The organism is Aromatoleum anaerobium (genome assembly GCF_012910705.2).
GTDB classification, from domain to species: domain Bacteria; phylum Pseudomonadota; class Gammaproteobacteria; order Burkholderiales; family Rhodocyclaceae; genus Aromatoleum; species Aromatoleum anaerobium.
In genome coordinates this window covers 89,277-102,617 of record NZ_WTVG02000032.1, presented here as the reverse complement: position 1 = coordinate 102,617, position 13,341 = coordinate 89,277, and the positions used below count along the sequence as shown (strand labels likewise).

Below are 13,341 nucleotides of genomic sequence, written 5' to 3'. Positions count from 1 at the left end.
TGCCGGAGTGGACGACGAGTTGTTCGCCATCGGCGAAATCATCGATCTCGACGCCGAGACCTCGCTGCAGGTCGACGCCGGCCCGGACGCGACGGTGAATGAAGGCGACACCTTCACCCGCACGATCGCCTTCAGCGACAGCGAAGACGGCGGCGGCGATGGCTGGAGCTACCAGATCGACTACGGTGACGGCACGGTGGTCAACGACACCACCCTGATCCGCAGCGTCGAGCTCAATCACCTCTATGCCGACGGCGATGCCACGCCCACCGTCAGCGTCACTGTCACCGATGAACCCGGCGAGAGCGACAACGACAGCTTCACGCTGACGGTCGCCAACGTCGCACCGGCGATCGCCCTCAGCGGCGCCGACACGGTCGACGAAGGCAGCCTCTACACCTTGAACTTCGGTGCCCTGGTTGACCCCGGCGCGGACACCCCGACCGCCTACCGCATCGACTGGGGCGACGGCACGGTCGTCGATCTGACGCCGGCCGAGTACGCGGCACTGGCCGGCGTCGCCACCCATACCTACACCGACGGCCCGACCGATCCCACCATCACGGTGTCGGTGACCGACGAGGACGGCAGCTTCGTCGCCGGCACCAAGGCGGTCACGGTCGCCAACGTCGCGCCCGGCGTCATCCTCGATGGTGTGGCGAGCCTCGATGAGGGCGACACCTACTCGCTGGCGATCAGCGGCAGCGATCCGGCGGGCGCCGCCGACACGCTCGGCTACACGATCGACTGGGGCGATGGCAGCGCCGTGCAAAGCGTCACGGCGGCCGAACTCGCCACTCTCGGCGGCAGCGTCGATCATGTTTTCACCGACGATGAGGACGGCCCGGTCAATGCTACCGCCCGCACGATCAGCGTCACCGTCGCCGACGAGGACGGCGGCAGCCGCACCGAGACCCGCGACGTCACCGTCAATAACGTCGCCCCCCTGATCGCACTGGCCGGTGCGGCCACCGGGGTCGTCGATCAGACTTACACTCTCGGCCTCGGCGCGGTCACCGACCCCGGCGACGACACCGTCAGCGATTACCAGATCGACTGGGGCGACGGCAATACCGACACCGTCGCCGCGGCCGGCGATGTCACCCACACCTACACCGCCACCGGCAGCTTCACTGTCCGGGTCGGGCTCGTCGACGAGGACGGCACCCATGCCGACGCCGGCACGCTCGATGTGACCGTCAATGCCGCCACACCTACCGTTGCCATCGACGCCGGACCGGACGCGGCCGTGAATGAAGGCGACACCTTCACCCGCACGCTCGCCTTCAGCGACAGCGAAGACGGCGGCGGCGACGGCTGGACGTACCAGATCGACTATGGCGACGGCACTGTCGTATCGGATACTACGCTGGTCCGGAGTCTGGACCTGAATCACCTCTATGCCGATGGCGATGCCACGCACACCGTCAGCGTCACCGTCACGGATGAGCCCGGCGAGAGCGCCACCGACAGCTTCACACTGACGGTCGCCAACGTCGCGCCCGACGTCGTGCTCGACGGTGTGACGAGCGTGGACGAAGGTGCCACCTACACGCTGGCGATCAGCGGCAGCGATCCGGCGGGCGCGGCCGACACGCTCGGCTACACGATCGACTGGGGCGACGGCAGCGCCGCGCAAAGCGTCACGGCGGCCGAACTCGCCACGCTCGGCGGCAGCATCGACCATGTCTTCACCGACGATGAGGACGGCCCGGTCAATGCCACCGCCCGCACGATCAGCGTCACCGTCGCCGACGAGGACGGCGGCAGCCGCACCGAGACCCGCGACGTCACCGTCAACAACGTCGCCCCCCTGATCGCACTGGCCGGTGCGGCCACCGGGCTCGTCGGTCAGACCTACACCCTCGGCCTCGGCGCGGTCACCGACCCCGGCGACGACACCGTCAGCGATTACCTGATCGACTGGGGCGACGGCAACACCGACACCGTCGCCGCGGCCGGCGATGTCACCCACACCTACACCGCCACCGGCAGCTTCACCGTCCGGGTGGGGCTCGTCGACGAGGACGGCACCCACAACGATGCCGGCACGCTGGCAGTCGCGGTCAGCCCGACCGCCGAGCCCGAGGTCATCAGCATTGGCGATGCCCCTGCCCGTCTCACCGCCGCAAACCGCGATGCCTGGGCGGAGGCCTGGAGTCATCCGCAAATCGACATTACGCACAAGGCGGATGGCGAGAACGCGGCGGAGGCGTGGACGCCCGTTACGTTCCAGAGCGGGAGCCCGGTGAGTTTGGCGGGTAGTGATGTGTATCTGGGCGATCTCGGAGTCAGTGGCCAGACTGCGGCAAGCAGCCCGGTAAGGCAGGAAATCGATGGCAGCGAAGCCCTGCGCTTCGAACTCGCCGACGATGCGTCTCGTGCGACGATCGACCTGTCGCGCTTCTACCTTCAGGACGACGGTCTGATGTTTGCCGAAGCCGGGCGCGTTCAGGCTTTCGACGAGCAGGGCAACCTGGTCGCGGAGCAGACCTTCGTCGCCGACAGCACCGACGGCAGCAAGCAGGTGACTTTGGAGGTTGCAAGCGGTTTTCACTCTCTGGTGGTTACCGCCGGCGCCTATGACGGCACCGATTTTGTCAGTGGCGGCTATGGCACCGCAGACGGAGGTTTCGGTTTCGCACTCTTCACCAGCGGCGGGAAGCTGCACGGCAGCGAATTCCTCATCGATGCGGTCGAGTTCGAGTTTCTGCCTGCCGAAACCGTCGGCACCAACGGTCTGTTCGGTGCGGGAGATGGTTTCTGAATCAGGCGGCCGGCGTGCGCTGCGCGGAGCGCCGGCCCTTTTTGCCGCTGCGATGGAAACGGGAATCAAATCGCCACTCGGTAACCCACCTTGCCTCCCCCCTCTCACGTCTTTATGCCTCCCTTACTCGCAAGAGGAACTGCCATGGCCTGCCTTCCAAGATACTTTCGCTCGTTTCTGTGCGCACTTGCTGTCACATCGGCCCTGAGCACGGCCGCACAAGCGGCGGTTCTGTACGCCCAGGCGCCGCTGGATGCGGGCGAGGCAATCGAAGCCGAGTATTCCATCGCTGGATTCTTCGGGTTCCAGAACGCGGATGCCTTCTCACTGGCCGGCCCCTCGACGGTGACCGGATTTCGCTGGTGGGGGACCGAGGTCAGCGATGTCAGTCTCTTCGTCGTCCGCCTGTTCGATGATGTCGCGACGGCACCGGACACGTTCGACACGCTGGGTGGATCGATCATTGCGAGACCGACATCCCTGACCGACTCCGCCGCGACCCCCATCTTCGAGTTCGACCTGACGCTGAGCACGCCCTTGCAGCTTGACGGGTCGGCCTATCTCTCGGTGTTCCTCGACACCGACCAGGAATTCTGGTTCTGGCTCGAGAGCGCCGAGGGCGACAGCGTCAGCGCTTTCCGAGGCGTGGATGGCGACGTCTGGGCGATGCTGCCTCCGGATCTGGCCTTTGCCGTGACCGGCGAAGCGGTGACCCAGGGTGTTCCGGAACCGGGCGCGCTTGCTCTTCTCGGTATCGCTGCACTCGCTGGCCTGGCCGGCCGCCGCAAGCATGCTGTCTGAGCAGGACCGTCGTGTTGCCGATCGCGAGCCGGCGCCTGCGGCTGGTTCGCGTTACACGATATTGACTCGCCCCCCCGAACTGCGGGAACACGCCGTGACGATCAATGCTCTCGCCCACGCGATGGGTCGTGCCCAACGGGTCATGTTACGAGTCGGCTTTTTCAGCTTCTTCATCAACTTGCTGATGCTGACCGCACCGCTCTACATGCTTCAGGTCTATGACCGGGTGCTGGCCTCGCGCAGCCACGAGACCTTGCTCTACATCACGCTGTTCGCCATCGCCAGCCTGCTGACAATGGGGCTGCTGGAAATGGTGCGATCGCGCATTCTGGTGCGTCTGGGCGCGCAGATCGACGGGCTGCTCTCGGTCCGCACGTTCCGCGTGGTGCTGGTTTCCGGGCACAACGGCCAGGCATTTCGCGATCTCGATGCTCTGCGCGGCTTTCTCACAGGCGCCGGCGTGCTCGCGCTGCTCGACGCGCCCTGGGTTCCGCTTTACGTCGGCCTGGTCTATCTCCTTCACCCTCTGCTGGGGCATGTCGCCCTCGCCGGGGCCATGATTCTGCTTGCGATCGGCCTCATCAGCGAGCGCGCCACCCGGGGGCTGCTGGCGGAAGCCGGCGCCGAACTGGCCGGCAGCACCCAGTTTGCCGAGCACGCCGCACGCAATTCCGAAGTGGTCCGCGCCATGGGCATGCTGCCGGGATTAATGGCGCGCTGGCACAAGCCGCATGCCGCGGGTCTGGCGTTGCAGGCGGTCGCCAGCGACCGGGCCGGCAGCATCACGGCGACTGCAAAGTCGGTGCGATTCTGTCTGCAGGTTGCGGTGCTCGGTGCCGGCGCCTACCTGGTGATCGAGCAGCAGATCACCGCCGGCGCGATGATCGCCGCGTCCATCATCATGGGTCGCGGATTGGCTCCGGTCGAATCGGCGATCGGTAGCTGGCGCGGTTTTCTGGCTGCACGATCCTCCTACGATCGCTTGCAGAAAACGCTCGGTACCTTGACCGAACAGGATGACCGCATGCCGCTTCCCGCGCCCAGGGGCAATCTTCATGTGGACAACCTTTTCGCAGGACCTCCCGACGGCGGCAGGAACGTCATCAACGGCGTTTCATTCCAGCTGGAACGTGGCCAGGTGCTCGGCATCACCGGCCCCAGCGGCGCGGGAAAATCGTCGCTGGTGCGCCTTCTCGTTGGCGTTTGGGCGCCGAAGTCCGGGACCGTGAGACTCGACGGTGTCGCCATCAGCGACTGGCGGCGCGAGGAGGTCGGACCCTATCTCGGTTACCTGCCGCAGGACATCGAACTCTTTCCTGGCACGGTGGCCGACAATATCGCGCGTTTCGGCAAGGTCGATGCCGAACAGGTGGTCGACGCGGCTCGACGCGTCGGAGCGCACCAGATGATTCTCGAGCTGCCCGCTGGCTACGACACCATCATCGGCCCGAACGGCGCCAATCTTTCGGGAGGTCAACGCCAGCGCATCGGTCTCGCACGGGCTCTGTATGGCCTGCCCGCGCTGATCGTGCTCGATGAGCCGACCTCGAATCTCGATGCGGAGGGCGAGGCGATCGTGCGGCAGGCGCTCGACGAATTGCGCTCCGCAGGCCATACGGTAATCGTCATCGCCCACCGGCCGACCCTGCTTGGCGGAACCGAGTTGCTGATGGTGATCCAGCGCGGCGCGATCGCGCTCTTCGGCCCGACCAGCGAGCTGATGCCGCAGATCACCCGCCGCCCGATGTCGACCGCCGGGCACCCGGGCGGCACCGCACAGGAGGCGCCCAATGCGCTTTGAGCTGGCGCCCGGTCCTGGATCCCCGGAAGAATCCGCCGTCCGCGATGCCGAACGCGGGATCGGCCGCTGGACCGTTATCGGCCTGGTAATCCTGCTGCTGAGCTTCGGACTCACCATCGCCTGGTCGACCCTCGTGCCCCTTGCCAGCGCTGTCGTCGCACCCGGCGTCGTCAAGGTCGATACAAGCCGCAAGAAGATTCAACATCAGGAAGGCGGCGTCATCCGGGAGATTCTGGTGCGTGACGGGGACCGCGTGAAAGCCGGGCAAGTCCTGATTCGCCTTGACGAAACGCGCGCAGGCGCTTCCCACGGTATCTTTCAGGCCCAGTACGACGCGGCGATCGCCCAGCTAAGCCGCCTCATGGCCGAGCGCGACAGACTGGAGGCGATTCCTTGGCCTGCCGAACTCCTGTCGCGAAAGAACGACCCAAAAGTTGCGGAGATCCTGCGCTCACAAGAGTCGATGCATGCCGCCCGACGGGCCTCTTTGATCGGCCAACTCGAGATCCTCGACAAGCAAATCGCTGCTCGACAGAACGAAATTCAAGGCATCGCCGGCCAGCGTGACGCCAAGGAAGCACAACTCAAGAGTCTCAAAATCGAGCTCTCCAGCCTCACCGACCTGCTTGGTAAAGGCATGGTAGAGAAGACAAAATATCGCACGCTCGAACGTGAGATCGCTCAGATCGAGGGCGAGCGTGCAGAGCATGTGTCGGATATAGCCGTCGCGAAATCCGCCATCGGGGAAAAGGAACTGGAGAAATTCCAGCTCCGCAAGGGATTTCACGAAGATGTCGTGGCCGAACTGCGCAAGGTTCAGAACGAAGCCTTCGACTACCTGGAGCGGATGGGCGCGGCCAAATATGTGCTGGCGCAGACCGAATTGAAGGCACCCGTCGACGGTATTGCCGTGGACCTCAAGGCTCATACGCTCGGTGGGGTGATTGCCCCCGGCGAAGTTCTGCTGGACATCGTGCCGACTAATGACCGTCTCATCATTGAGGCACAGGTTCGTCCGGAAGATATCGACCGCGTGCGGCTGGATCTTGACGCCGGTGTACAGCTTGCAGCCTTCGATCGTCGTGCAACCCCCGAACTGAACGGCAAGGTGCGCTATGTTTCTGCCGACGCCATCGAAGACCCGGTCACCGGACGCATTTACTTCGTCACCAAGATTGAAGTCCCTGAATCGGAACTGGCTCGGCTCGGCGACCAGAAGGTGCAACCGGGAATGCTGGCCGATGTTTTTATGCGCACTGGAAAACGCACATTCGTCGACTATCTTCTGCATCCGATCATCGCCAGCTTCGACAAGGCATGGCGAGAGCGCTGAAGATCAGGCTTCGGGCCATGCAATGTCAGGCCGGGCAGGCCGAAGTCGGTAAGTCGGCTAGACCCCCTCCCCCAGCGCCTTGTCGATGATCTCTGCGACGTCGGGTGACAGTCCGGTGACGCTGCGCACGCGCTCGAGTTGCACGCCGACGCGATCCCGGATTTCGGGAGTAAACCGGCGCCAGCTCTCGAGCGCCCGTGCGATGCGCGACGCGACCTGGGGGTTGCGCCGGTCGAGCGCCAGCACCTGCTCGGCCCAGAACACGTAGCCGCTGCCGTCCGGCAGATGGAACTCTGCCGGATTGGCGCGGAAAAAACTCCCGAGCAGCGCATAGACCTTGTTCGGATTCTCGGTGCTGAAACCCGGATCTTCCATCAGCCTGCGCACCCGTTCGAGCACTGGTGCGGCCTCGGCATCCCAGCGCCACGCGCCGGCCTGCAGCGCGAACCACTTGTCGAGCACGAGCGCGTCGTCGCGGTAGCGGCGGTGAAACGCGTCGAGCGCGGCCTCGCGTGCCGGACTCGCGCTGTGGACCAGCGCGGCGAGCGCACCGAAGCCTTCCGTCATGTTGTCGAAGCGCTCGAATTGCGCCTGCGCCCGCTCGAGACCTTCGCCGACCCCGGCGGCGGCTAGATACTTCAGCGCGAGGCTGCGCAGCGCGCGCCGTCCCGCATCGGCCGGGTGATAGCGGTACGGCCCGCTCACTTCATGCTTTTTGTAAAGCGTCAGCCACTCCTCGGCGAGCGCTCCGCCCAGCTCGCGCATCAGCGCCATCAGCGCCGCGCGCAGCGGCGCGGGGTCGGCCACCGCCATCCGTTCGAGCAGATAGGCTTCGGCAGGTAGCGCAGCGGCCTGCGCCCTGAAAGCGGGGTCGAGCCCGTCATTCGTCAGCAAGGCGCGGAAGGCTTGGACAAAAGCGGCCGGTACCGCCAGCGGACGGCCTGCGGCGGCGTCGGCAGCGAGCGCAAGGACGACCCGCTCCGCATAGCGCTGCGCCGCGTCCCAGCGGTTGAACGCATCGGAGTCGTGCGCCATGCGGAACGCGAGCCGCGCGTCGTCCTCGTCGAGTTCGAGAATCACCGGGGCGGAAAAACCGCGCAGCAGCGAAGGCACGGGCTCGAAGTCGAGGTCCGTGAACTGGAAGCTTTGCTCCGCTTCGGTCAGCTCGATCAGTTTCGTCGTCGCGCCGTGGTTGTCGGCCTGCAGCCGCAGCGGCAGATCGGCGCCGTCCGGGCCGATCAGGCCGACCGCGACCGGAATCACGAGCGGCAGCTTTTCAGGCTGGCCCGGCGTCGGTGGAGTGTGCTGTGTCAGCGTCAGCGTGTAGCTGCGGCTTTCGGCGTCGTAGCGCCCTTGCGCCGTGACTCGCGGCGTGCCGGCCTGGCCATACCAGCGCATGAACTGGTCGAGGTCGCGGCCGTTCGCTTCGGCCATGCAGTCGACGAAATCGTCGCAGGTCACCGCCTGACCGTCGTGGTAGCTGAAGTACAGGTCCATGCCGTTGCGAAACCCTTCAGCACCCAGCAGCGTGTGCAGCATGCGGATGACTTCGGCGCCCTTCTCGTACACCGTCGCGGTGTAGAAGTTGTTGATTTCCTGATAGCTGTCCGGGCGGATCGGATGCGCCATCGGCCCCGCCTCCTCGGCGAACTGAGCAGTGCGCAGCACGCGCACGTCGTCGATGCGCTTCACCGCCCGGGCCGACGCAGCAGCGGCCTCGCCCCCCGCCTCGGCCATGCGTCCGAGCATGTCGGCAGAGAACTGCTGGTCGCGGAATACCGTCAGCCCTTCTTTCAGCGTGAGCTGGAACCAGTCGCGGCAGGTCACGCGGTTGCCGGTCCAGTTGTGGAAGTACTCGTGCGCGACGACGCTTTCGATGTTCTCGTAATCGATGTCGGTGGCCGTGTCGGGCTTCGCCAGCACGTACTTCGAGTTGAAGATGTTGAGGCCCTTGTTCTCCATCGCACCCATGTTGAAGTCGCTCACGGCGACGATCATGAAGCGGTCGAGATCGAGTTCGAGGCCGAAAGTCTCCTCGTCCCAGCGCATCGAATGGATCAGCGAATCCATCGCGTGCCCGGCGCGGTCGAGATTGCCGTCTTCGACCCACACCTGCAGCAGCACCTCGCGCCCGGACGCGGTGTTCACCCGCCGTTCGAGCGACACCAGGTTCGCCGCGACGAGCGCGAAGAGATATGACGGCTTCGGAAACGGGTCCTCCCACCTGGCGTAGTGTCGGCCCCCGTCGAGCGGTCCCTGTTCGATCAGGTTGCCGTTCGACAACAACACCGGGCACGTCGCCGTGTCCGCCTCCAGCGTGACGGTGAAACGCGTCATCGCGTCGGGCCGGTCGGGAAAGAAAGTTATCCGGCGAAAACCTTCCGCTTCGCATTGGGTGAAGAAGCCGCCGCGAGACAGGTAGAGACCCGAAAGCGTGGTGTTCGCCGACGGGTCGATGCGGGTGGCGATTTCGATTTCTGCGCTTTCTCCCTCCAGCGCGATCTCGATTCCGTCAGCGGTCCGCCTGATTGCATCGGGCGCCGGTTGCGCTCCGTTGACCGTCAGGTCGAGCAGCTCGATGTCTTCACCGAAGAGCCGCAGCGGCGCCGCGGGCGCCAGCGCGTTGCGCACGCAGCGCAGACGGCTTTTGACGATCGTCGCCACCGGATCGAGGTTGAAGTGCAGGTCGAGGTGGTCGATCCGCCACGCGAGGGGCACATAGTCGGATCGAAGAATGCTGGGGGCGTTTTCCGTTTTCATTGTCGTCTCCGGTCGAGCCGGATCCAGTCAGGCAAATTCAAAGTATACGCAGGATTTGCGACGGGACGAATGCGGCGCGCGGAAGGCGTCACACGGAGCGGGAAGACCGTGGCGGTTCATGCCAGGGAGCAGGAAGCCGCTTCGCGCTGCCGCCTCAACCAGCACCAGCCACGCAGGTCCGCCGCAGTGCCCGGTCAGGCTGGCCGAAACACGATGCATGTTCCCGCCAACCGGTCATGCAGGAACTGGCGGTCGCGGTCCACGAGCGCCCATGCCAGCCCCAGACCGAAGCACAGCACGGAAGGCCAGGCGAGCGTGTAGCGCAGCCAGGCTGTCGCGACAGGCAGTGCACGTCCGTCCGTCGCCCTCACGAGTTGCAGGCGCCACGTCTGCATCGCCAGTGTTTGGCCACGCCGTCGCCAATACCAGACGAAGTACGCTCCCAGCACCAGATACACATGCAGCCACGCGAACCATCCCGCGGGAGCGACGTTCAGGACGACGCCGAGCACAAGATAGGGAACCATGAATGTCAGCCCGAGCACACCGAGCAGGAGCAGCGATTCGTACAGCATGCTGGCGAGACGGCGACGCAGGCCGGCCAGCTCGACGCGGGGGCGCGGCGGCAAAGGGGTGTTCAATCGAAGATCCAGTTCAGCGAGAGTTTCATTTGTCGTCCGGGCGCAACGGCGAGCGCGGTTCGGCGCGGCGATCGCGCCTGTCGTGCTGCGGCTGGCGTTCTTCCGGCGGGATGCTGCGGTAGCGCTGCCACAGTTCGGGCAGCGACTCCCGCTTGTCGGGAGGAATGTTGCGCAAGGTCCGGTACTGGTCGCGCGCCCGTTCGCGCTGTTCGGGCTGGAGATCGGCCCACGCCTTCATGCGGGCGCGGATGCGCTCCTGCTCCTCGCGCGTGAGCCGGCCGTAGCTGTCGGCGATGCCGATCCATTTCTGCCGGTGGGGCTCGCTCATGCCGTTCCAGTCGCCGGCGAGCGGCGCGAGGATTTCCCTCTGTTCGGCGTTCAAATCGCGCCATCCGGGCGCTCCGATCGGTGTGACCGCTCCCGCAGCGCCGGCAAGAATCAGCGTTGCGATCAGGATTGCGAGTCTTGCTGCAGCCATGCCTTGAAATCCGCGTCGAGATAAGCGTCGATCGGCAGGTCGTCGATCAACAGCGCCGTGTCCACTTCCTGGAGCGAATTGACGCGCGACCAGGTCACCCAGTAATCCCCGGCAAGCACCGTCGCGAGGACCGCGAACACCAGTACGGCAGGCCTGAGCACGGCGGGAAGCATCAGGCGAAAACGAAGCTTCCGGCCGAAAAGCCGTCCCGGCCTTCCGGCACGGGAACTCGCACGAAGCGCCTCTTCGCGTGCACTGCGCAGGCGGTCCGCGAGCTCGCCGTCGATTTCGCGGGTTGCGGCCGAAAGATGAACGGCGAGCTTGTGCCCGAACTCCTGTTCGTTCATAACACGATCCCCTTTGCCTTGAGGGCTGCCGCCAAGGTTTGCGTGGCGCGCGAACAGTGGGTCTTCACGCTCCCCTCCGAACACCCCATCGCAGCGGCGGTTTCGGAAACATCCATTTCCTCCCAGTAACGCAGCAGGAAGGCTTCGCGTTGACGATTGGGCAGGCGGGCGATTTCCCGCTCGATCGCCGCCATCATCCTCGCACGCTCGAACTGCGCGTGCGGCGTGCTGGCGTGAGCGGCATCGGAGTCGGCGGTCAGCATATCGAGAGGATCGCTGTCGTCGTCGGCTCCCGACGTGAATGACGACAGCAGCGTGGTCCACGCGTTGCGCACTTTCTGCCGCCGCAGCGCGTCGTAGATCACGTTCTGCAGGATGCGCTGGAACAGCAGCGGGAGTTCGGCGGGCGGACGGTCGGCGTAGCTGACCGAGAGCTTGAGCATCGCGTCCTGCACCGCATCCAGCGCCGCCTCGTCGGTCCTCAGCGCATACACGGCCTGCTTGAACGCACGCTTTTCGACGCCTTCGAGGAAGGTCGAGAGTTCTACCCGGGAAGCCAGCTGTGAATCCTTCAGAAGCCCGACTGTTCAGTGCTTTGCTGCAATGCGGCGGCCACCTTGACCAAATGTCGAGTGACCGGTAACATTCGACGTTTAGAACGTAACAACGAGCGAGTTTGTAATGGTGCTGACTGGTGCGGAAATTGTAATCAGGTGTCTTCAGGAAGAAAAGGTCGAATACGTGTTCGGCTACCCTGGCGGCGCCGTCCTCTTCATCTACGATGCACTTTTCAACCAGGACAAGGTACGCCACGTACTGGTGCGCCACGAACAGGCCGCAGTGCACGCGGCCGACGGCTTTGCCCGCAGCACCGAAACCGTCGGCGTCGCGCTGGTGACTTCCGGCCCCGGCGCCACCAACGCGATCACCGGCATCGCCACCGCCTATTGCGACTCGATCCCGATGGTGATCATCAGCGGCCAGGTTCCGACCGCCGCGATCGGACAGGACGCATTCCAGGAAGTCGACACTGTCGGCATCACGCGCCCGTGCGTCAAGCACAACTACCTCGTCAAGGATGTCCGCGACATCGCGACGACGATCAAGAAGGCGTTCTACCTCGCCAAGACCGGCCGTCCGGGGCCGGTGCTGGTCGACATCCCCAAGGATGTCTCGATGCACAAATGCGAATTCGAGTACCCGAAAGAGGTCTCGATGCGTTCGTACAATCCGGTGCTCAAGGGCCACCAGGGGCAGATCCGCAAAGCCGTGCAGCTGCTGCTCGAAGCCAAGCGCCCGATGATCTACACCGGCGGCGGTGTCGTGCTGTCGGATGCGGCCGAACAGCTCACCAAACTCACCCGCCTGCTCGGGTTCCCGATCACCAACACTCTGATGGGTCTGGGCGGCTACCCGGCGAGCGACCGCCAGTACCTTGGCATGCCCGGCATGCACGGCACCTACGAAGCCAACATGGCGATGCATTACAGCGACGTGCTGCTCGCCATCGGCGCGCGCTTCGACGATCGCGTCATCGGTGATCCGGCCAATTTCGCCGAGGAGCCGCGCAAGATCATCCACGTCGACATCGATCCGTCGTCGATCTCGAAGCGCGTCCGCGTCGATGTCCCGATCGTCGGCGATGTCAAGGAAGTGCTCGAAGAGATGATCCGGCAGATCGAAGCCTCGTCCGCCCGCCCGGACGTCGAAACCGTCGGCACGTGGTGGAAGCAGGTTGACGAATGGCGCCGCCGCGAGTGCATGAAGTTCAAGAACTCGGACGAGATCATCAAGCCGCAGTTCGTGATCCAGAAGCTATGGGAAGTGACCGGCGGCGACGCCTTCATCACATCCGACGTCGGCCAGCATCAGATGTGGGCCTCGCAGTACTACCGCTTCGACAAGCCGCGCCGCTGGCTCAACTCCGGCGGCCTCGGCACGATGGGCGTCGGCCTGCCGTACGCTATGGGTGCGCAGCTCGCGCACCTCGGGTCCCAGGTCGCATGCGTCACCGGCGAAGCGTCGATCCAGATGAACATCCAGGAATTGTCGACGTGCAAGCAGTTCCGGCTGCCGATCAAGATCGTGAACCTGAACAACCGCTACCTCGGCATGGTCCGCCAGTGGCAGCAGCTCTTCCACGGCGAGCGCTACTCCGAGTCCTACATGGATTCGCTGCCCGATTTCGCGAAGCTCGCCGAATCCTACGGTCACGTCGGCTTCAGGATCGAAAAGCCGGCTGACGTGGAAGGCGCGCTGCGTGAAGCTTTCGGCCGCAAGAACGACCTGGTGTTCCTCGACTTCCAGATCGACCAGACCGAAAACGTTTACCCCATGGTTCAGGGCGGCAAGGGTCTCACCGAGATGATCCTGTCCGCCGAAGACCTGTAATCACCGTTCGTTTCGCGGCGCG

10 protein-coding genes are annotated in these 13,341 nt (G+C 64.7%); 5 read left to right on the top strand and 5 right to left on the bottom strand.

What is annotated here, in order from left to right; all coding sequences use genetic code 11:
• From GO606_RS01755 to GO606_RS01740, 4 genes are all read left to right on the top strand, one after another.
• On the top strand, nt 1-2,767 hold a 2,767-nt coding region (locus tag GO606_RS01755; protein ID WP_246979282.1), incomplete at its 5' end, for a PKD domain-containing protein.
• Between the two features lie 144 nt (nt 2,768-2,911).
• Complete coding sequence (locus GO606_RS01750; protein WP_169117902.1) at nt 2,912-3,568, top strand: PEP-CTERM sorting domain-containing protein; 657 nt, start codon at nt 2,912-2,914, stop codon at nt 3,566-3,568.
• Nucleotides 3,507-5,369 carry a type I secretion system permease/ATPase gene (locus GO606_RS01745; protein WP_169117903.1) on the top strand — a complete coding sequence of 621 codons (1,863 nt, stop codon included), beginning with the start codon at nt 3,507-3,509 and terminating at the stop codon, nt 5,367-5,369. The genes GO606_RS01750 and GO606_RS01745 overlap by 62 nt, the downstream gene beginning before the upstream one ends.
• Nucleotides 5,359-6,702, top strand: a complete 1,344-nt coding sequence (locus tag GO606_RS01740) for an HlyD family type I secretion periplasmic adaptor subunit (RefSeq protein WP_169117904.1) — start codon at nt 5,359-5,361, stop codon at nt 6,700-6,702. The genes GO606_RS01745 and GO606_RS01740 overlap by 11 nt, the downstream gene beginning before the upstream one ends.
• 57 nt (nt 6,703-6,759) lie before the next feature.
• On the opposite strand, the gene pepN is transcribed toward GO606_RS01740, so the two are convergent.
• From pepN to GO606_RS01715, 5 genes are all read right to left on the bottom strand, one after another.
• Nucleotides 6,760-9,462: an aminopeptidase N gene (gene pepN, locus GO606_RS01735; protein ID WP_169117905.1), complete on the bottom strand. Its 2,703-nt coding sequence runs from the start codon at nt 9,460-9,462 to the stop codon at nt 6,760-6,762.
• A gap of 194 nt (nt 9,463-9,656) precedes the next feature.
• Complete coding sequence (locus tag GO606_RS01730) at nt 9,657-10,103, bottom strand: RDD family protein (RefSeq protein ID WP_211166568.1); 447 nt, start codon at nt 10,101-10,103, stop codon at nt 9,657-9,659.
• Nucleotides 10,104-10,128: 25 nt separating this feature from the next.
• Nucleotides 10,129-10,581 carry a DUF3106 domain-containing protein gene (locus tag GO606_RS01725; protein ID WP_169117906.1) on the bottom strand — a complete coding sequence of 151 codons (453 nt, stop codon included), beginning with the start codon at nt 10,579-10,581 and terminating at the stop codon, nt 10,129-10,131.
• Complete coding sequence (locus tag GO606_RS01720; RefSeq protein ID WP_169117907.1) at nt 10,554-10,928, bottom strand: DUF3619 family protein; 375 nt, start codon at nt 10,926-10,928, stop codon at nt 10,554-10,556. The genes GO606_RS01725 and GO606_RS01720 overlap by 28 nt, the downstream gene beginning before the upstream one ends.
• Nucleotides 10,925-11,488: an RNA polymerase sigma factor gene (locus GO606_RS01715; RefSeq protein ID WP_169117958.1), complete on the bottom strand. Its 564-nt coding sequence runs from the start codon at nt 11,486-11,488 to the stop codon at nt 10,925-10,927. Before GO606_RS01715 ends, GO606_RS01720 begins: the two co-directional genes overlap by 4 nt.
• Before the next feature lie 121 nt (nt 11,489-11,609).
• Here GO606_RS01715 and GO606_RS01710 point away from each other — a divergent pair, with 121 nt between their 5' ends.
• Entirely contained in the window at nt 11,610-13,319 is a 1,710-nt protein-coding gene (locus GO606_RS01710) for an acetolactate synthase 3 catalytic subunit (protein WP_169117908.1), read from the top strand.
• Nucleotides 13,320-13,341 lie beyond the last annotated feature (22 nt).